The organism is Streptacidiphilus sp. PAMC 29251 (assembly GCF_054208735.2).
The window spans coordinates 9362743-9388012 of record NZ_CM135725.2 but is presented as its reverse complement, the minus strand read 5'-3'; the positions used below and the strand labels follow the sequence as shown (position 1 = coordinate 9388012).

21 protein-coding genes and 5 pseudogenes are annotated in these 25270 nt (G+C 70.8%); 20 read left to right on the top strand and 6 right to left on the bottom strand.

The features are described 5' to 3' along the window. The first annotated feature begins 78 nt into the window (after window positions 1-78). The 9 genes and pseudogenes from ACXKR8_RS44860 (at window position 79) to ACXKR8_RS44820 (ending at window position 9387) form a co-directional block, all read left to right on the top strand. Complete coding sequence (locus ACXKR8_RS44860) at window positions 79-813, top strand: hypothetical protein (protein WP_458270283.1); 735 nt, start codon at window positions 79-81, stop codon at window positions 811-813. Between the two features lie 6 nt (window positions 814-819). After that, the gene (locus ACXKR8_RS44855; protein ID WP_458270282.1) at window positions 820-1446 is read left to right on the top strand and encodes a copper chaperone PCu(A)C; all 627 of its coding nucleotides are present in this window, start codon (window positions 820-822) and stop codon (window positions 1444-1446) included. Window positions 1447-1576: 130 nt separating this feature from the next. Beyond that, window positions 1577-2215 carry a LysE family translocator gene (locus ACXKR8_RS44850; protein ID WP_458270281.1) on the top strand — a complete coding sequence of 213 codons (639 nt, stop codon included), beginning with the start codon at window positions 1577-1579 and terminating at the stop codon, window positions 2213-2215. A 144-nt stretch (window positions 2216-2359) separates the two neighbouring features. Continuing rightward, window positions 2360-3325, top strand: a complete 966-nt coding sequence (locus tag ACXKR8_RS44845) for a serine hydrolase (RefSeq protein ID WP_458270280.1) — start codon at window positions 2360-2362, stop codon at window positions 3323-3325. A 156-nt stretch (window positions 3326-3481) separates the two neighbouring features. Beyond that, a complete protein-coding gene (locus ACXKR8_RS44840; RefSeq protein WP_458270279.1) occupies window positions 3482-4426 on the top strand; it encodes an SIS domain-containing protein in 945 nt (314 codons plus the stop codon). Beyond that, window positions 4423-5319, top strand: a complete 897-nt coding sequence (locus ACXKR8_RS44835; RefSeq protein WP_462100116.1) for a 1-phosphofructokinase family hexose kinase — start codon at window positions 4423-4425, stop codon at window positions 5317-5319. Before ACXKR8_RS44840 ends, ACXKR8_RS44835 begins: the two co-directional genes overlap by 4 nt. 24 nt (window positions 5320-5343) lie before the next feature. After that, window positions 5344-6196, top strand: a pseudogene (locus ACXKR8_RS44830) (class II fructose-bisphosphate aldolase). Window positions 6197-6509: 313 nt separating this feature from the next. Continuing rightward, window positions 6510-7476 (top strand): annotated as a pseudogene (locus tag ACXKR8_RS44825) (discoidin domain-containing protein); the annotation flags it as partial. Window positions 7477-7491: 15 nt separating this feature from the next. After that, window positions 7492-9387 (top strand): putative Ig domain-containing protein, encoded by a 1896-nt coding sequence (locus tag ACXKR8_RS44820; RefSeq protein ID WP_462100728.1) that lies wholly within the window; start codon window positions 7492-7494, stop codon window positions 9385-9387. 88 nt (window positions 9388-9475) lie between these two features. On the opposite strand, the gene ACXKR8_RS44815 is transcribed toward ACXKR8_RS44820, so the two are convergent. Next, window positions 9476-10156, bottom strand: a complete 681-nt coding sequence (locus tag ACXKR8_RS44815; RefSeq protein WP_462100115.1) for a DeoR/GlpR family DNA-binding transcription regulator — start codon at window positions 10154-10156, stop codon at window positions 9476-9478. Window positions 10157-10316: 160 nt separating this feature from the next. Here ACXKR8_RS44815 and ACXKR8_RS44810 point away from each other — a divergent pair, with 160 nt between their 5' ends. Continuing rightward, a complete protein-coding gene (locus tag ACXKR8_RS44810) occupies window positions 10317-11270 on the top strand; it encodes a hypothetical protein (protein ID WP_458270274.1) in 954 nt (317 codons plus the stop codon). Window positions 11271-11287: 17 nt separating this feature from the next. Here the strand turns inward: ACXKR8_RS44810 and ACXKR8_RS44805 are convergent, their stop codons facing one another. Then, complete coding sequence (locus ACXKR8_RS44805; RefSeq protein WP_458270273.1) at window positions 11288-11824, bottom strand: hypothetical protein; 537 nt, start codon at window positions 11822-11824, stop codon at window positions 11288-11290. Between the two features lie 258 nt (window positions 11825-12082). Here ACXKR8_RS44805 and ACXKR8_RS44800 point away from each other — a divergent pair, with 258 nt between their 5' ends. From ACXKR8_RS44800 to ACXKR8_RS44780, 5 genes are all read left to right on the top strand, one after another. Then, window positions 12083-13162, top strand: a complete 1080-nt coding sequence (locus ACXKR8_RS44800; RefSeq protein WP_458275244.1) for a nitric oxide synthase oxygenase — start codon at window positions 12083-12085, stop codon at window positions 13160-13162. 381 nt (window positions 13163-13543) lie between these two features. Next, entirely contained in the window at window positions 13544-14860 is a 1317-nt protein-coding gene (locus tag ACXKR8_RS44795) for an ABC transporter substrate-binding protein (RefSeq protein ID WP_458275243.1), read from the top strand. Then, entirely contained in the window at window positions 14857-15864 is a 1008-nt protein-coding gene (locus tag ACXKR8_RS44790; protein ID WP_458270272.1) for a carbohydrate ABC transporter permease, read from the top strand. Before ACXKR8_RS44795 ends, ACXKR8_RS44790 begins: the two co-directional genes overlap by 4 nt. Continuing rightward, a complete protein-coding gene (locus ACXKR8_RS44785) occupies window positions 15861-16775 on the top strand; it encodes a carbohydrate ABC transporter permease (protein ID WP_458270271.1) in 915 nt (304 codons plus the stop codon). Before ACXKR8_RS44790 ends, ACXKR8_RS44785 begins: the two co-directional genes overlap by 4 nt. 1 nt (window position 16776) lies before the next feature. Continuing rightward, window positions 16777-17361: a sugar phosphate isomerase family gene (locus ACXKR8_RS44780; RefSeq protein ID WP_458270270.1), complete on the top strand. Its 585-nt coding sequence runs from the start codon at window positions 16777-16779 to the stop codon at window positions 17359-17361. A gap of 92 nt (window positions 17362-17453) precedes the next feature. Here ACXKR8_RS44780 and ACXKR8_RS44775 read toward each other — a convergent pair. Next, window positions 17454-18108: pseudogene (locus ACXKR8_RS44775) on the bottom strand (TetR/AcrR family transcriptional regulator). A gap of 179 nt (window positions 18109-18287) precedes the next feature. Between ACXKR8_RS44775 and ACXKR8_RS44770 the strand changes: the two are divergent. From ACXKR8_RS44770 to ACXKR8_RS44750, 5 genes and pseudogenes are all read left to right on the top strand, one after another. Next, a complete protein-coding gene (locus ACXKR8_RS44770) occupies window positions 18288-19451 on the top strand; it encodes an acyl-CoA dehydrogenase family protein (protein ID WP_458270268.1) in 1164 nt (387 codons plus the stop codon). Window positions 19452-19481: 30 nt separating this feature from the next. After that, window positions 19482-20677: pseudogene (locus ACXKR8_RS44765) on the top strand (acetyl-CoA C-acyltransferase). Window positions 20678-20710: 33 nt separating this feature from the next. Continuing rightward, the gene (gene fabG, locus ACXKR8_RS44760) at window positions 20711-21469 is read left to right on the top strand and encodes a 3-oxoacyl-ACP reductase FabG (protein WP_458270267.1); all 759 of its coding nucleotides are present in this window, start codon (window positions 20711-20713) and stop codon (window positions 21467-21469) included. A gap of 49 nt (window positions 21470-21518) precedes the next feature. Further along, window positions 21519-22638 (top strand): annotated as a pseudogene (locus ACXKR8_RS44755) (AMP-binding protein); the annotation flags it as partial. Between the two features lie 24 nt (window positions 22639-22662). Continuing rightward, the gene (locus tag ACXKR8_RS44750) at window positions 22663-23118 is read left to right on the top strand and encodes an AMP-binding enzyme (protein ID WP_462100727.1); all 456 of its coding nucleotides are present in this window, start codon (window positions 22663-22665) and stop codon (window positions 23116-23118) included. A 27-nt stretch (window positions 23119-23145) separates the two neighbouring features. Here ACXKR8_RS44750 and ACXKR8_RS44745 read toward each other — a convergent pair whose 3' ends face one another. From ACXKR8_RS44745 to ACXKR8_RS44735, 3 genes are all read right to left on the bottom strand, one after another. Next, complete coding sequence (locus tag ACXKR8_RS44745) at window positions 23146-23721, bottom strand: Uma2 family endonuclease (RefSeq protein WP_462100114.1); 576 nt, start codon at window positions 23719-23721, stop codon at window positions 23146-23148. A 42-nt stretch (window positions 23722-23763) separates the two neighbouring features. Further along, window positions 23764-24774: an NAD-dependent epimerase/dehydratase family protein gene (locus tag ACXKR8_RS44740; protein ID WP_458275242.1), complete on the bottom strand. Its 1011-nt coding sequence runs from the start codon at window positions 24772-24774 to the stop codon at window positions 23764-23766. A gap of 114 nt (window positions 24775-24888) precedes the next feature. Continuing rightward, window positions 24889-25152 carry a hypothetical protein gene (locus ACXKR8_RS44735; RefSeq protein ID WP_458270264.1) on the bottom strand — a complete coding sequence of 88 codons (264 nt, stop codon included), beginning with the start codon at window positions 25150-25152 and terminating at the stop codon, window positions 24889-24891. Window positions 25153-25270: the final 118 nt, after the last annotated feature.

Below are 25270 nucleotides of genomic sequence, written 5' to 3'. Positions count from 1 at the left end.
CTACTAACGTGACCGCCGCGGGGACGCACACCCGTTCCAGTGGTCGGACCAGGCCCGGCCGGAAGCAACTGAGGACCGATGACACAGAACAAGCCGTCGAACGCCGACCGGCGCCGCATAGCCCAGCAGCGCATAGCCGAGCAGCGGAAGGTCGAGGCCCGACGACAGCGCAATGTGATGATCGCCTGGGTTGTGGCGGGTGTGGTCGTCATCGGCGGCGCGGGGACGGCCGCCGCCTTCGGCATCAACAGCATGAACAAGTCCAATGACAAGGCCAAGGTCGCCAAGCAGGCCTCGGACCCCTCCATCGACAAGAGCGCCAGCCTGCTGGCCACCACCGCCAAGCAGTCGACCGGCGGGGCGGTGGACGGTGTGGTCAAGAGCGACTCGATGGAGAAGACGGTCTACCACATCCACGCCCACCTGCAGATCTTCGTCGACGGCAAGCAGAAGAACATCCCCTACGGCATCGGCATCGTCCCGCCGTACAGCCTGGACACCTCCGGCGGCAGCCCGTTCGTGAGCGGTGGCTCCAAGTTCTACTACCTGCACACCCATGACGAGACCGGCGTGATCCACGTCGAGTCGCCCAGCAAGCTGCAGTACACCCTGGGCAACTTCTTCGACGTCTGGAAGCAGCCGCTGACCACCGACCAGATCGGTCCCAACAAGGGCACGCTCACGGTCTACGTGGACGGCAAGAAGTTCACCGGCGACCCCCGGTCGATCGAGCTGACCGAGTTCAAGAAGATCCAGATCGACGTGGGCGCGGACACCGCCTACAAGGACTTCACCTGGCCGTCGGGGTACTAGGCCGCCATGGACGACGCCCAAGCGGACGCCGGGGAAGAGCAGGAGCTGGCCGAGCTGGAGCAGGAGGCCGACCTGCTGGAGGCCCGCGCCCAGCGCCGGGGCGGGCTCCCGCGGCTGCGGCGGGCGCTGATGGTGCAGGCGCCGGTGCTGGTGGCGCTGGCCGTGGTGATGCTGCTGTGGGGCCGTACCGCCCCGCAGCAGGCGACGGCGGCGACCCCGTCACCGCCGCTGATCGGGATGACCGACGCCCACCTGGACCCGCCCGCGGCCGGCGGCGGCACGGTCTACGCCTATGTGACGGTGCGCAACAACGGCGGGACGGCCGACCGGCTGGTCGGCGCGTCCAGCCCCTGGGCCGGGAAGATCAGCGTGGTGAGCGGCGCCTCGGCCGGCTCGGTGCCCTGGATCACCGTCCCCGCGCACGGTTCGGTGACGCTGAAGGCCGACACCCAGCGACTGGCGCTCTCGGATCTGAAGCGGGTGCCCAAGGTCGGCGACACGATCCAGCTGGACCTGAACTTCGCCACCTCGGGCACGGTCTACGTGTTCGCCCCGGTCGGCCCGGTCGGCAGCCTGACCGTCCTGGACGTGGTGAACGCGATGAAGCACATGGACCAGCTGCCGCCGGAGTAGTCCACGCGCCGGGGTCGGCGCCGGGCTGACGCCGGGCTGAAATGCAGGGGCGCTCGCGGCGGGGGCGCGGCTACGATGCGGCGAGTCGTCCGCTCCGCTGCCGCTTCGCCGATCGTTCCGGGGGTTTTCCATGGTGTCCGCCGACCGCCTGGCCGCGTTCGCGGGGCTGTCGCTGCTGCTGATCGTGATCCCCGGGCCCAGTGTGCTGTTCGTGGTCGGCCGGGCGCTGGCGCACGGCCGCAGGACCGCGCTGCTCTCGGTGCTCGGCAACACGGTGGGCGGGTATCTGCTGGTGCTCGCGGTGTCCTTCGGGATCGGCCCGGTGGTGCAGCGCTCGGTGCTGGTGTTCACCGCGCTGAAGCTGGCCGGAGCCGCCTATCTGGTGTTCCTCGGGTTCAGGGCGCTGCGGGAGCGGCAGGCGCTGCAGCAGGCCTTCGCCGCGGAGTCGCCCCGGCGCGGGGCCGCGCGGACGCTCTGGGAGGGCTTCGCGGTGGGCGTCGCCAACCCCAAGACCATGGTGTTCTTCGCGGCGGTGCTGCCGCAGTTCGTGGACCGCGCGGACGGGGACGCGACCGGGCAACTCCTGCTGCTGGGCGTGGTGTTCAACCTGATCGCACTGGTCTCCGACAGCGTCTGGGGCCTGGCCGCCGCGCAGGCGAGGTCCTGGTTCGGACGGTCGCCGAAGCGGCTGTCCCTGGTCGGCGGGGCCGGCGGCCTGGCGCTGATCGGCCTCGGGCTGACGGTCGCGGTGACGGGCCGTCAGGACTGACCTCTCCCCGGCCCCGGCCCGGGTCGTTCGGGCACCCAAGTTGTTATGTCGTTCGCGCAACCAGCGCCGCTCCCGGGAAGTCTGCGCTGTCGGAGGCCCTGCCGGCTCCAGACTGATCGTCAGTTCCCAGCGAAAGGACCACAGATGGCACCATCCTCCGAGCCCCGCTCACGGCGGCTGCTCGCCGGGCTGCTCGGCAGCGCCGCCCTGGCAGCGCTGCTGCCGGCGATCGTCGCCGGGCCGGCGAACGCCGCGACGGCGCAGCTCTGCGCCTCGAAGACCCATCCGGCGCTGGCCGCGAAACTGGCCCGTGACCTGAAGCCCGCCCTGGCCGGACGTTCGTCCACCATCGGCGTCTACCTCTGGGACCAGAAGAACTCGGTCTACTGCTCCTCGAACATATACCGCCACTTCGACTCGGCCAGCGCGGTGAAGGCGACCATCATGGCCGCCGTGCTCCGCCGCGCCCAGGAGCAGCACCGGGGGCTCACCAGCTGGGAGACCTCCAACCTGCGGCTGATGATCACCCACTCGGACAACAACGCGGCGACCAACCTGTGGAACAGCATCGGGCGCGCCCGTTTCAAGGCCTATCTGAAGCTGGCCGGAATGCCGAGTACCGCGCCGGGCCCGGGCGGCTACTGGGGGCTGACCCAGATCGACGCGCACGACGAGGTGAAGCTGCTGGCCACCTTCACCAGTAACCACACAGTCCTCTCCGCCACCTGGCGGGCGTATGCGCTGAAGCTGATGTCGCAGGTCACGCCCTCCCAGCGATGGGGCGTGCCGTACGGGGCGCCGAAGGGCTCGCTCGTCTCCAACAAGAACGGCTGGCTGCCGCGGGCGACCCGTGGCTGGCGGGTGCACAGCATCGGCGCGGTCACCGGCGGCGGCCGGAGCTATGTGATGGCCGTGCTGACCGACAACGACAAGACCATGCAGTACGGGGTCGACACCATCCAGCGGATCACCCTGGTGATCAACCGGGATCTGGGCTCCGCGGCAGCCAGCCGCGCGGCCGCGGCGACGCCGCTCACCCCGCGGGACAACCTCGGCGCGCAGGTGTCGGGGATCTCCGACGGCTCGGCTCCGTTCGGGGCCGTCAAGTAGGGCGCATCCGCCGAAGCGCCTCAGCAGCAGGTCAACACACACCCCGTCCGGGGCCACCGGGCGGGGTGTTCCCGTTCTCGGGCTGCGCATGTATGCTCATTTCTGCTCACTGAGCAATCATTATGCGCAACTTCGATCACCACCATGGAGAGCCCGATGTCCTGGACCGCGGAAGAGATCGCCTCCCAGCCCGACTGCTGGCAGCAGGCGCTGGACCGGCTCCCCGAGTTCGCGCCGCTGCTCCCCCGGCACGGCGAGCGGGTCGCCGTCATCGGCTGCGGCACCTCCTGGTTCATGGCCCAGTCCTACGCCGCGCTGCGGGAGGCCGCGGGTCTCGGCGAGACCGACGCCTTCGCCGCCTCCGAGGCCCCGCTGGGCACCGGCTTCGCCCGCCGCTACGACCGGGTGCTCGCGCTGACCAGGTCCGGGACCACCAGCGAGGTGCTCGACCTGCTCACCCAGCTGAAGGGCCAGGTCGCCACCACTGCGATCACCGCCGACCCGGCCACCCCGATCGCCGACCTGGCCGAGGACCTGGTGATGCTGGACTTCGCCGACGAGCGCTCGGTGGTGCAGACCCGCTTCCCCACCACCCAGCTGCTGCTGCTCCGGGCCCAGCTCGGCGAGCAGGTGGACGGCGTGCTCGCCGACGGCGCCGCGGCCCTGGCCGGCGAGCTGCCGTCGGAGCTGCTGGCCGCCGAGCAGATCAGCTTCCTCGGCCGGGGCTGGAGCTACGGCCTGGCCCGCGAGGCCGCGCTCAAGGTGCGCGAGACGGCGGCCTGGTGGACCGAGGCGCACCCGGCGATGGAGTACCGGCACGGCCCGATCAGCGTGGCCAGGGCCGGACGCGCGGTGTGGAGCCTGGGCGACCTGCCGGACGGCCTGGCCGAGCAGATCGGCAGCACCGGCGCCTACCTGGAGCGGCGGACGCTGGACCCGATGGCGGAGCTGGTCCGGGTGCAGCGGCTCGGCGCGGCGCTGGCCGGCCGGCTGGGCCGGGACGTCGACAGCCCGCAGCACCTGTCCCGCTCGGTGGTGCTGGAGCCTGCCGTGCTCGCGCCGGTGGTGCTGGAGCCGGCCGCCGTGACCGGCGCTCCGTGATAGTCACGGTCACCCTCAACCCGGCCCTGGACCTCACCTACCGGGTGGACCAGCTGCGGGCCGGCGGCACCAACCGGGTCGCCGACGCCGCCGAACGGGCCGGCGGCAAGGGCGTCAATGTGGCCCGGGTACTGGCCGCGCGCGGCTGCCCGGTGCTGGTCACCGGCCTGGCCGGGGGCCCGGGCGCGGACGCGCTGCGCGCGGACCTGGACCGGGCCGGGCTGCCGCACCGGCTGACCGCGATCCAGGGGCCGCTCCGGCGGACGGTCGCGGTGGTCACCGCCGGCGGTGAGGTGACCGGCCTGTGGGAGCCGGGCCCCGCCGTCACCACCGCGGAGTGGCTGCGCTTCGCCGAGCAGGACTTCCCGGCGGCGCTGGCCGGCGCCACCGTCGTGGTGCTGTCCGGGAGCCTGCCGCCAGGGGTGCCTGCGGACGCCTACGCGGTGCTGCTGCGGGCCGCTGGCCGTCTCGGCGTCCGTGGGGTGCTGGACGCCGACGGGGAGGCGCTGCGGGCCGGTCTGGCCGGTCGGCCCGCGCTGGTGAAGCCCAACGCCGAGGAGGCCGCCCGGGCCACCGGCAGCGACGCCGCGGCCGACCCGGGGGAACTGGCCGAGCGGCTGCGGGTGCTGGGCGCCGAGACGGCCGTGGTGACCGCCGGTCCCGAGGGGATGTACGGCAGCGCCGACGGCCTGCGCTGGCACACCCCGGCGCCGCGGCGGCTGCGCGGCAACCCCACCGGCGCGGGCGACGCCGCCGCTGCCGCGCTGGCCCTGGCGCCCTGGCCGAGGGCCGGCCCTGGCCCGAGGCCACCGCCGACGCCGCCGCGCTGTCGGCGGCCGCCGTCGCCGCACCGCTCGCGGGCGACTACGACGCGGCCCTCTACCACCAACTGACGAAGCAGCAGGAGACGTACTGACATGCCGCTGACCCCGACCGCACGGATACTCAGGACCGCCGAACGGGACGGCTTCGCCGCCGGCGCCTTCAACGTGATCCAGATCGAGCACGCCCAGGCGATCCTGGCCGGGGCGCACCGGGCCAAGTCCCCGGTGATCCTCCAGATCAGCGAGAACGCCGCGGCCTACCACGGCGCGCTGGCGCCGATCGCCGCCGCGGCCCGGGCCGCCGCCCGGGCCGCCGAGTTCCCGGCCGCGCTGCACCTGGACCACGCCACCGGCTTCGACCTGATCCGGGAGGCGGCCGACTGCGGCTTCGGCTCGGTGATGTACGACGGCTCCAAGCTGCCCTGGGCCGAGAAACGTCCGCAGCACCCGCGAGATCACCGACTGGTGCCACGACCGGGGCCTGCTGGTGGAGGCCGAGCTGGGCGAGATCGGCGGCAAGGACGGCGCGCACACCCCCGGCGTGCGGACCGACCCGGAGCAGGCGGCCGAGTTCGTCGCCGCCACCGGGGTGGACGCGCTGGCCGTCGCGGTGGGCTCCGCGCACGCCATGACGGTCCGTGAGGCCGCGCTGGACCTGCCGCTGATCGCCGCGCTGCGGCTGGCCGTCCCGGTGCCGCTGGTGCTGCACGGCTCCTCCGGCGTCCCGGACGCGACGCTGGCGGCGGCGGTGGGCGCGGGCATGCGGAAGGTCAATATCTCCACCCATCTGAACCGGCTCTACACCGAGGCGGTCCGGGAGGCGCTGGCCGCGTACCCCGCCCTGGTCGACCCCCGCCGCTGGCTCGCCCCGGCCCGCGAGGCGGTGGCGACCGAGGTCGCCCGCCTGCTGGCCGTCCTGGGCGCACCCACCGCACCGGGGGCCTAAGCCGGGCGGTTCCGGTGCGCAGACTCGTTGACACCGGTGCTGCGCGCCACTTATACCTCATGAGGGAGAGCGCTCTCTGAGATGAGAATTCAGCCCTCCGCTCGTCGAGAAGGAGATGCCATGGCTCAGTCATGCCCTTTTTCCGCGCGCAGCCCTCCGTAGCGGGCCCAGCGGACCACTGATGATCGTGGTCGCGGTGCCATGCCGATCCCCAGGCCGATACCCGCGCCGATTCCCGCGCCGGACGAGCGCGGCGGGATCCCGCGCGCACCGCTGTTTCGCCGCTCCTCACCCTGACCAAGCTGGAGTTGCCATGCAGGCCCACTCCTCCGGTGGCACGGTCCACCGGGGTGCTCTGATCCGCCCGGTACACGCCGCATTACTCTTCCTCGTCGCCCTCAGCCTGGCGATCTGCACCATCGCCGCACCCGCCGCCCACGCCGCGGACACCCTGCTCTCGCAGGGCAAGACCACCACCGCGTCCTCCACCGAGAACGCCGGGACCCCGGCCTCGAACGCCACCGACGGCAACACCGGGACGCGCTGGTCCAGCGCCTTCTCCGACCCGCAGTGGCTGGAGGTGGACCTCGGCTCGAGCGCCTCCATCGACAAGGTGGTGCTGAACTGGGAGGCCGCCTCGGGCAAGGCGTACCAGATCCAGACCTCCAACGACAACGCGACCTGGACCCCGATCTACACCACGGCCACCGGCGCCGGCGGCGTCGAGACGCTGACCGTCTCCGGGACCGGCCGCTACGTCCGGATCTACGGCACCGCACGCAACACCGGCTACGGCTACTCGCTGTGGGAGTTCCAGGTCTACGGGACGATCAACACCGGCGGCGGCTGTGGGACGACCAATACCGCGCTCGGCAAGCCCACCACCGCGTCCTCCACCGAGAACGCCGGGACCCCGGCCGCCGACGCCACCGACGGCAACGCCGGCACCCGCTGGTCCAGCGCCTTCTCCGACCCGCAGTGGCTGGAGGTGGACCTCGGCGCCACCCAGTCGGTCTGCCAGGTGGTCCTCAACTGGGAGTCCGCCTACGGCAAAGGCGTTCCAGGTGCAGACCTCCAACGACAACGCCACCTGGACCCCGATCTACACCACGACCACCGGCACCGGCGGGGTGCAGACCCTGAACGTCACCGGCAGCGGCCGGTACATCCGGGTGTACGGCACCGCACGCGGGACCGGATACGGCTACTCGCTGTGGGAGTTCCAGGTCTTCACCGGCAGCCCGGTCGGCGGCAACACCGTCACCGTCACCAACCCCGGCGCTCAGACCACCACCGTGGGCACCGCCACCAGCGTGCAGATCCACGCCACCGACTCCGCGGCCGGGCAGACGCTGAGCTACAGCGCCACCGGCCTGCCGACCGGGCTGTCGATCAACGCCTCGACCGGCCTGATCTCCGGCACCCCCAGCACGGCCGGCAGCTACAACGCCACTGTCAACGCCACTGACAGCACCAGTGCGACCGGCTCCGCCGCCTTCACCTGGACCGTCACCACCGTCGCGACCGGCTGCACCCAGCCGAGCACGCCGAACTTCGGCCCCAACATGAAGATCTTCGACCCGAGCATGTCGAGCGCGACCATCCAGGCCACGCTGGACTCGGTCTTCAACACCCAGAAGCTCAACCAGTTCGGCACCGACCGGTACTCCCTGCTGTTCAAGCCGGGCACCTACAGCAACACCGCCAACATCGGCTACTACACCTCGATCCAGGGCCTGGGGCAGAACCCCGACGACGTCACCATCAACGGTGACGTGACCGTCGACGCCTTCGACGGCACCGGGAACGCGACCCAGAACTTCTGGCGCTCGGCGGAGAACCTGGCCGTCAACCCCTCGGCGGGCAACACCCGTTGGGCCGTCGCCCAGGCCGGTCCGTTCCGCCGGATGGACATCCACGGCGGGCTCCAGGTCTACCCGGCCAGCTACGGCTACGCGAGCGGCGGCTACATCGCCGACTCCAAGGTCTCCGGGCAGGCGTCGAGCGTGTCGCAGCAGCAGTGGTACTCGCAGGACAGCAGCTTCGGCAGCTGGAGCGGCTCGGTGTGGAACATGGTGTTCTCCGGCGTGACCGGCGCACCCGCGCAGAGCTTCCCCACTCCCCCGATGACCACCCTGGCCACCACGCCGACCTCGCGTGACGTGCCGTACCTGTACGTCGACTCGTCCGGTGCCTACCGGGTGTTCTCGCCGTCGCTGCGCACCAACGCCTCGGGCCCCAGCTGGGCGAACGGGCCGACCCCCGGGACCTCCCAGCCGATCAGCCAGTTCTTCGTGGCGACCCCGTCCAACACCGCGGCGCAGATGAACGCGGCGCTGGCGCAGGGCTGCAGCCTGTTCCTCACCCCCGGCGTCTACAGCATCGACCAGACGCTCAATGTGACCAACCCCAACACCGTCGTCCTGGGCACCGGGTTCCCGACCCTGATCCCGACCGGCGGCGTCAACACCATGCAGGTCGGCAATGTGGACGGGGTCCGGATCGACGGCGTGCTGTTCGACGCCGGCACCACCAACTCCGCGGCGCTGCTCACCGTGGGCACCCAGGGCTCGACCACCAGCCACGCCGCCAACCCGATCTCGGTCCAGGACGTGTTCTTCCGGATCGGCGGCGACATCGCCGGCAAGGCGACCGACAGCCTGGTGGTCAACGCCAACAACACGCTGGTGAACGACATCTGGGGTTGGCGCGCGGACCACGGCAACGCCGGCACGGTCGGCTGGACCGTGAACACCGCCGACACCGGACTGATCGTCAACGGCAACAACGTGCTGGCGACCGGACTGTTCATCGAGCACTACCAGAAGAACGAGGTGGTCTGGAACGGCCAGGGCGGCGAGACCATCTTCCTCCAGAACGAGATGCCCTACGACCCGCCGAACCAGGCGGCCTGGATGAACGGTTCGTCCAACGGCTACGCCGCCTATGTGGTGTCGCCCGGCGTCACCTCGCACCAGGCGTACGGTCTCGGCAGCTACTGCTACTTCAACGTCAATCCGGCGGTGGTGTCGGACCACGCCTTCGAGACCCCGAACGTGGCGGGGGTCAACTTCCACGACCTGCTGACCGTGTCGCTGGGCGGGGTCGGCGTGATCACGCATGTGATCAACCAGACGGGAGGTGCGACCCCGTCCAACACCACGCCGTCGACCGTCACCAGCTACCCGTGACCGTCCATGAGTTGTCCGTGACCGTGTGATCCGCACGGATACCAGCAGCACTCGGGAGGCCCTCCGGCAACGGGGGGCCTCCTCCCGTTCAGGCCCGCAGCACCCGGACCCCGGCGTCGGTCAGTGACTTCTCCTGGTCGGCGGTCAGCGCCTGGTCCGTCACCACGTCGTCGATCGCGTCCAGCGGGCAGATGCCGGCGAAGGTGACCCGGCCGACCTTGGTGCTGTCCGCGACGACCACCGTGCGGCTGGCGGCGCGGAGGAAGGCCAGGTCGGTGGCGGCCTCCATCTCGTCGTAGGTGGTGCAGCCCTCGGCCGCGGTCAGGCCGTCCACCCCGATGAAGGCCACGTCCAGGTGATACTGCGTCAGGGTCCGCTCGGCGGACGGGCCGACCAGGGCGTAGCTGGCGCTGCGCGCGGTGCCGCCGACCACCAGCAGCCGGATCTCCGGACGGACGATCAGGTCGGCGGCGATGTTGACCGCGTTGGTGACCACGGTCAGCCCGCGCTCGGACGCGCGTCCCTCGCCGAGCACCCGGGCCAGCTCGGTGACGGTGGTGCCGCCGGTCAGCCCGACCACCGCGCCGTCCGGGACCAGGGCCGCCGCGGCCAGCGCGATCCGGCGCTTCTCGGCCTGCTGCCGGCCGGTGCGGTGCCGCAGCGGCAGTTCCAGGTTGACCGAGCCGGTGACCGCGCCGCCGTGGGTACGCTGCAGCAGCCCCTGCTCGTCCAGCAGCTGCAGATCGCGGCGCACGGTCGCCCCGGACACCCGAGCAGGGCGCTGAGCTGGTGCACGTCCGCGCTGCCGGCCGAGGCCACATGGTCGAGGATGCGGGCGATGCGGTCGGCTTTGAGCATGGCAGGAGTGTACGGCGACACCCCGCCCTGAATCCCGCAGGCGAGCCCCTGCCTGCCGCAGGCTGTTACGGGTGACGCAGCCCCCGCACGGAACCCGCAAGCAGCACGGAACTCGCCAGCCGCATGGAAACCGCCGGCAGCACGCCCGGCAGACCCTCAGGGAGCTCCCGGCCACCCTCCAGCAGCTGCGCGCCGCCGCCGAGCACCGGCTCCCGGTGCTCACCCGGCTCACCGCCCAGCTGATCCGGATCAACCTGCTGGACGTGGCGACCAGGCTCGCCGCCCAGGTGTTCCTGACCGCCGTGCCGCTGCTGTTCGTGGTCGCCGCGTTCGCCCCGCAGTTCGTCCGGGACCAGCTGCTGGAGTCGATCCGCACCGTCTTCGGCCTGTCCGGCGAGCCGCTGGACCAGCTCAAGGACCTCTACCGGAACAGCGACGACGCCTTCGTCAACACCTCGGGGGTGATCGGGGCGCTGATGGCGCTGCTGTCGGCGACCGCCTGCTCCCGGGTGGTGCAGCGGCTCTGCGAGCGGTCCTGGGAGCTGCCCAAGTCCGGGGCGCGGATCGCGGTCTGGCGCTGGTTCGCCTGGATCTGCTCCTGGGTGGTGATCCTGATCGCCCAGCAGCCGCTGCGGACCGGGTTCGGCGCGGGACTGTGGCTCGGCATCCCGCTGTCGTTCCTGTCCAGCTCACTGGTCTGGTGGTGGACCCAGCACCTGCTGCTCGGCCCCCGGACGCGCTGGCTGCCGCTGGTCCCCGGCGCGGTGCTCACCGCCGCGTCGATGACGGCGCTGAGCATGACCGCCCTGATCTACATGCCGATCGCGATCAACAACAGCCAGCAGAAGTTCGGCGGCCTCGGCCCGATCTTCACCCTGCTCTCCTGGCTGATCGTCATCTGCGTCGCCGTCATCGGCAGCATCGCCCTCGGCCAGGTCCTCGCCACCGAACCCCCGCTCTCCACCTGGCTCGGCCCCATCCTGCGACCCCCGGCCGCCCCGGAGCCGACGGAGCCGACGGAGTAGCACTCCTGACGCTCGGGCTACTTGTTCGAGAAGTAGGCGGCGGTGACCACGGCGAGGCCGAGGCCCTGGCAGTTGCTGGAAGGTGTCATCTCAGCCCACCCCGTGTACAGCCCGACGTGAGCTTTCGGCGAGAAGCTGTAGGAGAGCTCCATCGTATGGGTCTGGTGCGCCTTGAACATGCCCAGGGCGAGCTGACCGGTGACCCAGGTCGGATCGCCGTACTTGCTGCCGGAGTGCCAGGTGAACGACATCAGGTGCCAGTGGCCCTTGTCCATGCGCCACCAGATGGTGGGCGGGTAGTGGGGTGTCAGGCCCTTGGCGTCGATCATCAGGTAGAACGAGGCGCTCCTGATGGTCGTGCTTCGGGTGTTGAGGACCGGCTGGTAGAGGTCCACCTTCTTGTTCGGGTGGCGTACGGCGATGGGCTGGACCAGCTTGGAGTACAGCCCCCCGACGGGGCACTTCGGGAGGCCGGCGGCGTGTGCGGTCGCGGGCACCAGGCCGAAGGCCGCGGCGGCGGCCAGAGCCGAGGCGGCAAGGCGGATGTTCTTCACAACTGTGCTCCCCCTGTGATCACTGCATCGAGAATGCGGGCGATCCTAGCGGGAGGAACGGATTCGGCCCACGCTGCCCGGCCGACGGCGGGTGTCCGGCCGTGCCGGGGATCGCGCAGGGTAGCCGGTGGTGACGTTCTGCGGGTGAGGATCCGGATACTCTCCGCGCCTGCCCGGTGACCTGGGGTACTCATGAGGCGGGAGGGAACTCACTTGCTATTTCAACGGACCGCTTTCGCCCGCCGCAGGCCGCCCGCGCTGGCCGACAAGCTGTCAGCGGCAGAATCGTTCATCCGCCAGTTCGCCGCGGAGAACCCGGAGACGGTCGGCGATCCGGAGCGGCGCTGGCGGCAGGTGCGCCGGGCGGTGGAGTCGTACGGGACGTACGAGCACACCGCCGAGGAGCTGACCTTCGGCGCCCGGGTCGCCTGGCGGAACGCGGCACGGTGCATCGGACGGCTCTACTGGCGCAGCATGGCGGTCCGGGACCTGCGGCATCTGCGGCATCCGGACGACATCGCCGAGCAGTGCGTCGAGCATCTGCGGACGGCCACCAACGGGGGGAAGATCCGCCCGGTGGTCAGCGTGTTCGCACCGGACCGCCCGGGTAGGCCCGCCGCGCGGCTGCTGGGCGAGCAGCTGGTGCGGTACGCGGACGACCCGCTGAGCGCCCGGCGGCTGGCGCTGGCCCGGGAACTGGGCTGGAAGGGCGGCAAGGAGGAGTTCGACGTGCTGCCGCTGCTGCTGCAGTCCGCGCCGGACCGCACCCCGACCTGGTACGAGCTGCCCGGGGACGCGGTTCTCGAGGTGCCGCTGCGGCATCCGGAGCACGCCGGCTTCGCCGGTCTCGGGCTGCGCTGGTACGCCGTCCCCGCCGTGTCGGACATGACCCTGGAGATCGGCGGCGTCAGCTACCCGGCGGCGCCGTTCAACGGCTGGTACATGGGGACGGAGATCGGCTCGCGCAATCTCGGCGACGCCGACCGCTACGACCTGCTGCCCTCGGTCGCCGCCCTGTTCGACCTGGACACCGCCAGCGACCGCAGCCTCTGGCGGGACCGGGCCCTGGTGGAACTGAACCTCGCGGTGCTGCACTCCTTCCAGGAGGCCGGGGTGACCATGGCCGACCACCACACCGAGTCGACCCGCTTCCTCTCGCACATCGAGCGCGAGCGGCGCAGCGGGCGCCCGGTCCCCGCCGACTGGAGCTGGATCGTGCCGCCGCTGTCGGGCTCGGCGACCGCGGTGTTCCACCGCTCCTACGATCCGCCGGACGAGAACCTGCGTCCGGCCTTCCTGCGGCGACCGCCCGAGGACCCCTGGACGACCGGCGACTGACCGGCGGCTGAACAGTGCTTGTCCGGCGGTGCAGCGGGCAGACGGGCGGGTGGTGCGGCGCTGATGCGGCCCTGGTGGGGCGCTGATGGGGCGTCGTGCACCCGCCCTTGGTGCTTCTTGAGGTAACACGTTCGATCTTGTTTGAGATTTGGTGAATCGGACATGGTCGACCACAGTCCGGCAAGGCGGACACATCACGGTCTCACAACGCATCCGGATCTGGGCGTTGACGACCCGTTTCTTCCGGCGTAGAACTACCCGTGCGATCGAGTAAACGTTTCATCCTGGTGAGTTCTGTTGGAAACAGATGGATGCATTCGAGCCTGCCAGGCAACTCCCCACCCACCTTCGCACGGAGGAACCAACATGTCGGACGCCGGAATGTCACCGAGCCGCCGGACTCTGCTCAGAGGTATCGCCGGTGGCGCCGGGCTGGTCGCGGCCGGGGGCCTGCTGACCGCCTGCGGCAGCTCGGGCAGCAGCAAGCCGAGTACCGGGGGCTCCTCGGGCGCCGCCGGGGGCGGCACGGTGACTTTTGGATCGAACTACTCCGACCCCGGCGTGAAGGCCGCCTTCGCGGCCCTCACCGCCGGCGCGACCGCGGCGACCAAGTCCCAGATCAAGATCAACACGGTCGACCACAACACCTTCCAGACCAACATCACCAGCTACCTCCAGGGCACCCCGGACGACCTGTTCACCTGGTTCGCCGGCTACCGGATGCAGTACTTCGCCGCCCAGGGCCTGGCCCTGCCGATCGACGACGTGTGGGAGAAGATCGGCGGCAACTTCGGCCCCGCCGCCAAGCAGCTGTCGACCGGCCTGGACGGCCACCAGTACCTGGTGCCGCTCTACAACTACCCCTGGGTGGTCTTCTACAACAAGAGCGTCTTCAAGGCCAAGGGCTACACCGTCCCCACCGACTGGGACGCCTACGTGGCGCTGGCCAAGAAGATGAAGGCCGACGGACTGATCCCGATCGCCTTCGCCGACAAGGACGGCTGGCCCGCCCTGGGCACCTTCGACATCCTCAACATGCGGATCAACGGGTACGACTACCACATCAAGCTGATGAAGCACCAGATCCCGTGGACCGACCAGGGCGTGACCCAGGTCTTCCAGCACTGGGCCGAGATCATGCCCTACATGCAGACCGGCGCCAACGGCCGGATCTGGCAGGACGCCGCGAAGGACCTGGAGTCCAAGAAGGCCGGCATGATGTTCCAGGGCACCAACCAGGTCGCCGCCCAGTACGTCACCGACAAGGCCGACCTGGACGACCTGGACTTCTTCCCCTTCCCCGCGATCAACCCGGCCTACGGCCAGGACTACATGGACGCCCCCACCGACGGCTTCATGCTGAGCAAGAAGGCCAAGAACGTCGACGCCGCCAAGGCCATCCTGGAGTACATCGGCACCGGCGCCGCCGAGGCCGCCTACCTCAAGACCGACCAGTGGGACGTCGGCCTGGCCAACGGCCTGACCGTGCCCAGCTACGACGCGATCCAGACCAAGTCGGTCACCGAGATCGGCAAGTGCAAGGCGGTGGCCCAGTTCATGGACCGCGACGCCGACCCGGCGATGGCCACCGCGATGATCGCCATCATCCAGAAGTTCATCGACAACCCCTCCACGGGCAACATCGCAGCGCTCCAGAAGAGCGCCGAGGACCAGGCGAAGGCGATCTACACTTCATGAGCTCCACCACCACCGAAGCAGGCACCCCGGCGACGGCGGCGGGCGAGACCCCGGTCCGCCGCCGTCGCCGGGGCCTGCGCAGGCTCTCCGGACGGGACCGGGTCGTCGTCGGCCTGCTGCTGGGCATCCCGCTGCTGCTGGACCTGGCCTTCGTCTGGGTCCCGGCGCTGGCCACGGTGCTGCTGTCGTTCACCAAGTGGAACGGCGTCGGCAGCCTGCACGGCAAGGCGTGCCTGCCCAACGTCCCCTCCATCGTCAACAACGGCTGCCTGTACGGGGTGCAGAACTACCACCAGGCCGCCACGATCTACCCGGAGTTCTGGCCCGCCGTCCGGCACAACATCATCTGGCTGGCCGTCTTCATCTTCATCGCCACCCCGCTCGGGATGCTGTTCGCGGTGGTCATCGACCGCGGCATCAAGGGCAGCCGGATGTACCAGAGCATCCTGTTCCTGCCGGTGATGCTGTCGCTCGCGCTGGTCGGGATCATCTGGGAGTTCATGTACTCGCAGAACCTCGGCCTGATCAACACCGTGATCGGACGCAACGGCAACGGCAACGCCATCGACTGGCTCGGCAATCCGCACCTCAACCTCTGGGCGGTGCTGGTCGAGGCCACCTGGCGGCAGGCCGGCTACGTCATGGTGCTCTACCTGGCCGGGCTGAAGGCGGTCGACCCCACCCTGCGCGAGGCCGCCACGGTGGACGGGGCCAACGCCTGGCAGACCTTCTGGCGGGTGATCTTCCCGGTGATGAAGCCGATCAACATCGTCGTCATGGTGGTCACCGTGATCGAGTCGCTGCGCGCCTTCGACCTGGTCTACATCACCAACAAGGGGGTCAACGGCCTGGAGCTGCTGTCGGTGCTGGTGACCTCCAACATCGTCGGCGAGACCCAGCGGGTCGGCTTCGGCTCCGCGCTCGGCGTGGTGCTGCTGGTGATCTCCCTCGTGCCGATCAGCATCTTCCTGTTCCAGACGTTCCGCCGTGAGGCCGCCAAATGACCGTGACCGCGACGACCACCGAGACCGCGCCCCGCCGGGCCGCGCCGCCCAGGCAGCGGCCCTGGGGCCAGATCGCCTCGCAGCTGTTCCTGGTCAGCGCCTCGGTGCTGTGGCTGCTGCCGATCCTGTTCGCCCTCTACATCGCACTGCGGCCGTACTCGGAGACCAGCAAGTACGGCTATGTCTCGCTGCCGCACAGCCTGACGCTGAAGAACTTCAGCGACGCCTGGACCCAGTCCGGCATGCTGCACTTCCTCTGGAACTCGGTCCTGATCACCGTCCCCGCGGTGATCATCGTGCTGACGCTGGCCTCCGGCGTGGCGTTCGTGCTGACCCGGGTCGACGTCAAGCTGAACATCACCCTGCTGATCGTGTTCACGGCCGGCAACCTGCTGCCGCAGCAGGTCATCATCACCCCGCTGTACCGGATCTTCCTGCTGATCCCGCTGCCCGACTGGCTCAGCGGCGGCAGCGGTCTGATGTACAACTCGGCGTTCGGCCTGATCACCATCAATGTGGCGTTCCAGCTGGGCTTCTGCGTCTTCGTGCTGAGCAACTACATGAAGTCCATCCCGGACGACATGTACGAGGCGGCGCTGGTGGACGGGGCCGGCCTGTGGACCCGGTACTGGCGGCTCACCCTGCCGCTCTGCCGCCCCGCACTGGCGGCGCTGGCCACCCTGCTGACGACCTGGATCTACAACGACTTCTTCTGGGCGATCACGCTGATGTCCTCGGGCGACAAACGACCGGTGACCTCGGCCCTGGCCAACCTGCAGGGGCAGTTCGTCAGCAACCAGAACCTGATCGCGGCGGGCGCGCTGATCGCGGCGGTGCCCACCCTGGTCGTCTATGTGCTGCTGCAGAAGCAGTTCATCGCCGGCCTGTCACTCGGTTCGAGCAAGGGCTGACGTGGGCGCAGCGGACATCCCGCCCGAGCCGGAGGCCATCGCGGCGGCCGCGGCCAGGACCGTCCAGGGGCAGCGGATCATCGGCCTCTCCGGCGGTCCGACGATCCACAAGCTCGCCGTGCACCTGCGGGAGCTTCCTGGGCTGACCGTGGTCACCAACTCGCTGCTCACCGCCTCGGTCCTGGGGCGGTCCAGCCGGTCCAGGGAGCGGCCGACGGTGATACTCACCGGCGGCTACCACGACGTCAGGGAGGACATGCTGCACGGTCCGGTCAGCGCCATGGTGATCCGGAGCATGAACCTGGAACTGGCGTTCTTCGACTGCTCCGGACTCGAGGGGCCGCACGGGGCGTCGACCGACAACCTCGCCGACTGCGAGACCCGGCGCGCCCTGGTGCAGTCGGCCGCCCGCACCTGCGTGCTGGCCACCGCCGCGCAGTGCGGCCGGACCTCGCTCAGCTCGTTCGCCACGCCGGACGAGATCGACTGCGTGGTCACCGCCGCGGTCGGCGCGCCCTCCGCGGAGCAGCGGACGGTGATGCGCTGGGCCCGCGAGTCGGTCTGCGTGGACCTGACCGCGGGCTGACCTGGCCGCGGCCGACCGCGGATTGAGCCGGCCGCGAGCCGGCCTCGCCACAGGCTGACCTGGCCGCGCGTTGAGGGGCGTGCGGACCCGGGTCAGGTCGCCGTCCTGGTCGGGAGGGCCCGCTGGTACTGCAGCGCCAGCCCCTCGACCAGGGCGGTGAGGCCGGTCTCGAAGGCGCCCTCGTCGACGCTGCGGCGGTGTTTCGGCGAGCAGGTGGGCCTGGCCGAGGTGCGGGTACTCGGCGGCGTAGATCTCCTGGTCGTCGACGAAGCCGCCGGCGAAGGAGCCCAGCGCGGAGCCGTAGACGAAGTAGCGCATCAGCGCGCCGATCCGGGTGGCGTCGCCCCGGGGCCAGCCCGCGTCCACCAGGCCGCCGAAGACCGCGTCCGCCAGCCGCAGTGAGTTCGCCCTGCGGCCGGGGCCCTGGGCCAGCACCGGCACCAAGTTGGGGTGCGCGACCAGGGCGGCCCGGTAGGAGCGTGCCCAGGCGGTGACCGGAGCGGCCCAGCCGCCGGGGTCGACAGATTCCCACATCGACAGGTCGACTTCGCCGACCACCTCGTCCACCACCGCGTCCAGCAGCTGGTCCTTGGTCGCGAAGTGGTTGTAGAGCGAGGGTCCGCTCACCCCCAGCACGGCGGCCAGCCGGCGGGTGGACAGGGCGGCCAGGCCCTCGGTGTCGACCATGTCCAGGGCGGCGGCGACGATGCGCTCGCGGCTCAGCAGTGGGTTGCGCGGCCGGGCCACGGGACACCTCCGTTCGAGATCTGGCCCACAGCGTGACGCGGTGCACTTCACATCACCCAGGGAACCGGGTTAGAGTCCAAAAACTTGCAGCGCTAGTTTATTGGTCGTACGGCTGTCGCACCAGCCGCCCCCACCCGCGCCAGCACCGCACAGCTCGCCGCCCGAGGACCGAGGACCCCGTGAACCTGGAGCTCAACGAAGAGCAGGAAGCCGTCCGCGCGCTCGCGGCCGATTTCACCGACCGCGAGATCATCCCCCATTCCACCGCATGGGACCGCGCCGAGCAGGTGGATCGCGGGATCGTGAAGAAGCTGGGCGCGCTCGGCTTCCTCGGCCTGACCATCCCCGAGGAGTACGGCGGCTCCGGCGGCGACCACCTGTCCTACGTACTGGTCACCGAGGAGCTGGGCCGCGGCGACTCCTCCGTGCGCGGTCTGGTCTCGGTCTCGCTCGGCCTGGTCGCCAAGCAGATCAACCACTACGGCACCGAGGCGCAGAAGCAGCAGTGGCTGCCCCGGCTGTGCGCCGGCGAGGCGCTGGGCTGCTTCGCGCTTACCGAGCCGGGCACCGGGTCGGATGCCGGCAACCTCAGCACCAAGGCGGTGCGGGACGGCGACAGCTGGGTGCTGAACGGCGCCAAGATGTTCATCACCAACGGCACCTGGGCCGAGGTCGCCCTGGTCTTCGCCCGCACCGGCGGCGACGACCCGGAAAAGGCCGGTCACAAGGGCGTCAGCGCCTTCCTGGTGCCCACCGACACCCCCGGACTGACCCGCACCACCATCCACGGCAAGCTGGGCCTGCGCGGCCAGCCCACCGCCGAGCTGGCCTTCGAGGACGTCCGGGTCCCGCACAGCGCCATGCTCGGCGTCGAGGGCAAGGGCTTCGGCATCGCCATGGCCGCCCTGTCCAAGGGCCGGATGTCGGTCGGCGCGGGCTGCGTCGGCATCATCCAGGCCTCCCTGGACGCGGCCGTCGGCTACGCCACCCAGCGCGAGCAGTTCGGCAAGCCGATCGCCGCACACCAACTGGTGCAGGAGATGCTCGCCGACATCAAGGTCGAACTGGACGCCGCCCGGCTGCTGGTCTGGCGGGTCGCCGACCTGATCGACCGCGGGCTGCCGTTCGCCACCGAGTCCTCGGTCGCCAAGCTCTACGCCTCGGAGGCGGCGGTGAAGGCCTCCAACACCGCGCTCCAGGTCTTCGGCGGCTACGGCTTCATCGACGAGTACCCGGTCGGCAAGTACGTCCGCGACGCCCGGGTGATGTCGCTCTACGAGGGCACCAGCCAGATCCAGAAACTGCTCATCGGCCGGGCGCTGACCGGCATCAACGCGTTCTGACCCGCATAAATCCTCACAAGGAGCCCAACGATGCGCCCCGTGTACTTCGCCGCAGCCCGCCGCACCCCGATCGGCCGGCTCCGCGGCGCGCTGTCACCCGTCCGGCCGGACGACCTCGCCGCGGTCGCTGTGCGGGCGGTGCTGGACAGCGTGCCGAACCTGGATCCGGCCAGGATCGACGACGTCTACTGGGGCGCCGCCAACCGTCCGGCGAGGACAACCGCAATGTGGCCCGGATGGCGCTGCTGCTGGCCGGGATCCCGGACTCGGTGCCGGGCGCGACCCTGAACCGGCTCTGCGCCTCAGGCCTGGAGGCGGTCACCACCGCCGCCCGCGCCATCGGCTCCGGCGAGGCCGACATCGTGCTGGCGGGCGGCTCCGAGTCGATGAGCCGGGCCCCGTTCGTCCTGCCCCGCGCCGAGGTGGCGCTGCCGCACAGCGCCGAGATCTTCGACACCAAAATGGGCTGGCGGATGACCAACCCGAAGATGCGCGAGCTGCACGGCGTGCTCTCCATGGGCGAGACCGCCGAGGAGGTCGCCGCGCGCTACGGCGTCAGCCGGGAGCAGCAGGACGCCTTCGCCCTGCGCAGCCACCAGCGGGCCGCGGCGGCCCGCAAGGACGGGCTGTTCGACGCGGAGATCGTCCCGGTGGTGCTGGCGGACGGACGGGTCGTCAGCGAGGACGAGTCGATCCGTCCTGACACCACGCTGGAGAAGCTGGCCGCGCTGAAGCCGGTGTTCCGCGAAGGCGGGACGGTCACGGCCGGGAACGCCTCGCCGATGAACGACGGCGCGGCCGGGCTGCTGCTGGTCAGCGAGGAGGCGCTGGGCGAGCTGGGGCTTGAGCCGCTGGGACGCTATGTCGCGGGCGCCAGTGCCGGGGTGAACCCGGATGTGATGGGGATCGGCCCGGTGCCGGCGGTACGGCGGGTGCTGGCGCGGAGCGGGCGCGGTGTCGAGGACATCGACACCGCGGAGTTCAACGAGGCGTTCGCGGCGCAGGCGCTGGCCTGCGTGCGGGAGTTGGGCGTGGACCCGGAGCGGGTGAACCCGCAGGGCGGGGCGATCGCGCTGGGGCATCCGCTGGGCGGGTCGGGGGCGCGGATCCTCACGACGCTGCTGCACCGGATGTCCCGGACGGGGACGGGGGCGGCGCAGCGGGGGTTGGCGACGATGTGCGTGGGGGTGGGGCAGGGCACTGCCGTGCTGGTCGACCGTGGGTAGGTGTTCTGTCCCGTCCGAACCTGGAGGAATCTCATGACTCGTTTTACTGGCAAGGTTGCCGTTGTTACCGGGGCGGCGCAGGGGATCGGGGCGGCCACCGCTCTGCTGTTGGCTGCGGAGGGGGCCGCTGTGGCTGTCGTGGATCTGACGGCGGAGCGGGCCCAGGGCACTGTGGACGCCATCACCGCCAAGGGCGGGACCGCACGGGCCTACGGCTGCGACGTCGCCGACTACGACGCGGTGGAGGCCGTGTTCGCGCAGGCCGCCGCGGATCTGGGCGGGATCCACATCCTGGTCAACAACGCCGGGATCACCCGCGACAACCTCTTCTTCAAGATGCCCAAGGCGGACTGGGACGCGGTCATCACGGTCAATCTGACCAGCGCCTACAACTGCTCGCACGTCGCCCAGACGTACATGTGCAAGCAGAAGTACGGCAAGATCGTCTCGCTGAGCTCGCGCTCCGCGCTGGGCAACCGGGGCCAGGCCAACTACGCCGCCGCCAAGGCCGGGATCCAGGGCCTGACCGCGACCCTGGCCATCGAGCTCGGGCCGTTCAACGTCAATGTCAACGCCGTTGCGCCCGGCTACATCGCCACCGGCATGACCGCCGCCACCGCCGAGCGGGTCGGTGCGACCGCCGAGGCGCACCAGGAGCAGGTCGCCGAGCGCACGCCGCTGCGGCGCGTCGGCCGGCCGGAGGAGGTGGCCTCGGTGGTGGCGTTCCTGGTCTCCGAGGACGCGTCCTACGTCAGCGGCCAGACCCTGTACGTCAACGGCGGAGCCCGCTGACCCCGTCCCGTTCGCACGACCACCCCGCCGAATCGGAGCATCCACAGCAATGACGCTTTCCCTTGCCTCCATCCTGGCCGAGAACGCCCGCCGCCGGCCGAACAGCCTCGCGCTGGTCGAGGGCGACCAGCGGTACACCTTCGCCGAGCTCTGGCAGCAGTCGCTGGCCCAGGCCGCCGCGCTGGTCGAGCTGGGCGTACGGCCGGGTGACCGGGTCGCGCTGATGGCGCCCAACGTCGCCGAGTTCCCCCGCGCGTACTACGCGATACTCGCGGCGGGCGGGGTGGTGGTGCCGGTGCACCTGCTGCTCACGGCGGAGGAGGTGTCCTACGTCCTGCGCGACAGCGGCGCCTCGTTGCTGATCGGCCACGTCTCGACGGCGGCCGTCGCGGCGGGCGCGGCGGAGGCGGCGGGGGTGCCGCTGGTGACGGTGGGCCCCGCGGTGCCGGTTGCCGGGGTATCGGTCGCCGCGGGGCCGGTCGCCGCGGGGCCGGGCGCCGCGGGGCCGGGCGCCGGTTCGGCGGGACGCCTGGAGGAGCTGGCCGAGCGGGTCGCGCCGCTGACCCACTTCGCCGCCCGGCAGCCGGAGGACCCGGCCGTGGTCTTCTACACCAGCGGCACCACCGGCGAGCCCAAGGGCGCGATCCTGAGCCACCTCAGCCTGGTGATGAACGCCACTGTCAACGCCTTTGACGCGAACCACGTGGAGTCCACGGACGTCGCACTGGGCGCGCTGCCGCTGTTCCACACCTTCGGACAGACCGTCAGCATGAACTCCACCTGGCGCGGCGGCGCGGCCCTGGTGCTGCTGCCGCGCTTCAACGCGGCGGCGGCCCTGGAGCTGATGGTCCGTGAGGGCGTCAACACCTTCCACGGGGTGCCGACGATGTACATCGCGCTGCTGGAGGCGGCGAAGACGGCGGCCGAGCTGCCCCGGCTTGCGGCTGTGCATCTCCGGCGGCGCCTCGCTGCCGGTCCCGGTGCTGGAGAAGTTCAACGCCGTGTTCGGCGCCGACATCTGGGAGGGTTACGGCCTGTCCGAGACCTCGCCGACCGCCTCGGTGAACCAGCCGGACTTCGGCACCAGGGCCGGCACGGTCGGCCATCCGGTCTGGGGCGTGGACGTGGAGATCGCCCGCCCCGAGCTGGAGGGCCGGATCGAGCTGCTGCCGGCCGGTGAGCTGGGCGAGATCGTGGTGCGCGGCCACAACCTCTTCCTCGGCTACCTGGGCCGCCCGGAGGCGACCGCCGAGGCCCTGGTCGACAACTGGTTCCGCACCGGCGACCTGGGCACCAAGGACGCCGCCGGGTTCATCACCCTGGTGGACCGCAAGAAGGACATCGTGCTCCGCGGCGGCTACAACGTCTACCCGCGCGAGGTCGAGGAGACGCTGCTGCGGCACCCGGCCGTGGCCGAGGTCGCGGTCATCGGCCTGCCCGACCCGCTGCACGGCGAGGAGGTGTGCGCCGTGATCGTCCTGGCCAAGGACGTCGCGGAGCAGCCGACCGCCCAGGAGATCATCGACTGGTCCAGGGAGCACCTGGCCAAGTACAAGTACCCGCGCCGGGTGGAGTTCGTCGACGCCTACCCGCTGGGCCCGAGCCACAAGGTCCTGAAGCGCGAACTCCGCGCCCGCTACAGCGCCTGAGGCCCCGCGGCGGCGTCCTGGGGGGGGTCAGGGGGCGTCCTTGGCCGGGTAGGGGTGCCAGGCATGGGTGTCCAGGACGAGTTCTCCTGCCTCGTCCTGAACACCCAGCGGTACCGGCTGGCCGAAGACGCCCTTTTCGGCCTCCTCGTAGCGTGGCGGCGAGGCGGTGAAATCCATCGTGAGCAGATGCCAGCTGCTGTCCCGCGGGTCGATGATCAGATAGCGATGGATCCGCGCTTCCTGGTAGGCGTCACGCTTCTTGTGCCAGTCGTCCTTCCAGGCGTCCCGGCCGGGAGAGACGACCTCGATGACGACCTGGACGATCTGATGGGGCCAGTCCCGCGACTCGATCGGGATGTCCTCACCGCGCACGACCATGGCATCGGGCCGCGGCTTGGACTCCTCGTGGAGTTCGATCCCCTGCTCGCCCCAGGCTTCAAGACTGCGACCGTCCACCTGCCGGACGATGTTGCGGATGATCAGGTTGTGCAACGTGGTCGGGTTGGCCTGCATGACGATCTCGCCACCGATGAAACTCGGCCCGTACCCCGCTCGGGGGCTCGAACTGCTCCCAGATCCTCGCCATGTCACCCATGGGTGCATCCTACTGGCGCGGAGTCACCGAACCGGCTTGGCCCGAGGGGGTCAGCGGTGGCGGGCGTCCCAGGTGGCGAGGATGGCGGCTTCCTTCTCCGGGGTGAGGCCGCGGGTGCCGGTGCCGCGGTGGTCGCCGAAGGCGATGTCCAGGCCGCCGGGGGCGAACAGCCAGGCAGCGGTGTCGTGGACGGACTCGGTGATCGGGCGGCAGCGCAGCCCGGCTGCGATCGCCCTGGCCGAGGAGGGCTTCCAGACCGCCGCGAAGTCCTCCTGGTCGGGGGCCCAGAGCGGCAGCTCGGTCCAGGGCTCGACACCGTGCTCGAACAGCAGCTGGTCGTCGACCCAGACCAGCTCCGCCTTGTTCCCGGTCGCCTCGACGCACGCGCCCAGGTACGCGCCCCAGCTGGTGTTGGCCGGGGTGCCGCTGGTCAGGTAACGACCGTTGTCACCGGCGTTGACCCGGTCCAGGCCGAAGATCGCGATGTCGCGGGCGTCGATCATCTGCATCTCGCGGTCCGGCGCCCCGGGGGCGACCATCCGGCCGCCCGCGGCGGCGCGGCGCAGCCACCAGGCGGTACGTCGGGCCCGGTCGCCGGGGCCCAGGATCAGCCCGGGCTGGATGATCAGTGCCCGGCCCGGGAACCCCTCCTCGACCGCGCGCTGGCAGCCGACCTTGAGGGTGCCGTAGTCGCCGTCCTCGGGCCCGGCGTCCGGGGCGCACTGGTGCTGCGGGGAGTCCTCGTCCACGGGGACCTCGGGGAAGCCCGGGTAGGCGTTGATGCTGGACACATAGAGGTAGGTCGCGGCGGACTCGGCCAGGGCCGCGACCGAGGCACCGATCACGCGCGGGACGTAGCCGGTGTCGACCACCGCGTCCCAGGGGCCGGCCGCGACCAGCCGGGCCAGGTCGTCGGGCTGCTCGCGGTCGCCGTGGACGGCCTCGGCGCCGGGTTCGTCCCGGTCCGACAGCCCGCGGTTGAAGGTGGTCACCTGCCAGCCGCGGCCGAGGGCCTCACGTACGAACGCCTGTCCGAGGAACACCGAACCGCCAAGAACCAGAAGTTTTATGTGATCGAGTGTCAGCGTCGGCGGAACGCCGCACAGCCCCGTTCCGCCATCGGCGGAAGAACTCTGCCAACGGCGAAACGGGGTGCCCCGGTAAGCGCCGGACGGCTACCGGGCCTGGGCCCGCCAGGCGTCCACGCCCGCGTGCGAGGCGGCCTGGGAGGCCGTCCTCGCCTGGCGCAGGGCACGGGTCGCCAGCTCGGAGGGCGGGGTGTCCAGGTTCTGCACCCAGCCCCGGCCCGCCGTCGCCAGCGCGGTGCCCGCGATCGCGGTGCCGACCAGCGCCAGCAGCGCGCCCGAGCCGGTGAGCACGGCTCCGGCGGCCAGCAGCCGCTTGTTGACCTGGAACGTCGTCGTGTTGTTAGTCGCCATACACCCACTCTCGGTGGTACGGGCCGGGGCCGCCCGGCGGGTGGGCCATTTGGATTGCCCCGCGCGGTTGCGTAGGGTGTCTCAGTTGGCACCCCCCTGATCGACGGAACGGCAGCGG

Bases quoted from the DNA above. Each gene is read 5' to 3' on its own strand.
- ACXKR8_RS44845 (WP_458270280.1), top strand. From the start codon at position 2,360: ATGGCACCATCCTCCGAGCCCCGCTCACGGCGGCTGCTCGCCGGGCTG.
- ACXKR8_RS44790 (WP_458270272.1), top strand. From the start codon at position 14,857: ATGAGCTCCACCACCACCGAAGCAGGCACCCCGGCGACGGCGGCGGGC.
- fabG (WP_458270267.1), top strand. From the start codon at position 20,711: ATGACTCGTTTTACTGGCAAGGTTGCCGTTGTTACCGGGGCGGCGCAG.
- ACXKR8_RS44855 (WP_458270282.1), top strand. From the start codon at position 820: ATGGACGACGCCCAAGCGGACGCCGGGGAAGAGCAGGAGCTGGCCGAG.
- ACXKR8_RS44785 (WP_458270271.1), top strand. From the start codon at position 15,861: ATGACCGTGACCGCGACGACCACCGAGACCGCGCCCCGCCGGGCCGCG.
- ACXKR8_RS44745 (WP_462100114.1), bottom strand. From the start codon at position 23,721: ATGCACCCATGGGTGACATGGCGAGGATCTGGGAGCAGTTCGAGCCCC.
- ACXKR8_RS44850 (WP_458270281.1), top strand. From the start codon at position 1,577: ATGGTGTCCGCCGACCGCCTGGCCGCGTTCGCGGGGCTGTCGCTGCTG.
- ACXKR8_RS44795 (WP_458275243.1), top strand. From the start codon at position 13,544: ATGTCACCGAGCCGCCGGACTCTGCTCAGAGGTATCGCCGGTGGCGCC.
- ACXKR8_RS44840 (WP_458270279.1), top strand. From the start codon at position 3,482: ATGTCCTGGACCGCGGAAGAGATCGCCTCCCAGCCCGACTGCTGGCAG.
- ACXKR8_RS44735 (WP_458270264.1), bottom strand. From the start codon at position 25,152: ATGGCGACTAACAACACGACGACGTTCCAGGTCAACAAGCGGCTGCTG.
- ACXKR8_RS44860 (WP_458270283.1), top strand. From the start codon at position 79: ATGACACAGAACAAGCCGTCGAACGCCGACCGGCGCCGCATAGCCCAG.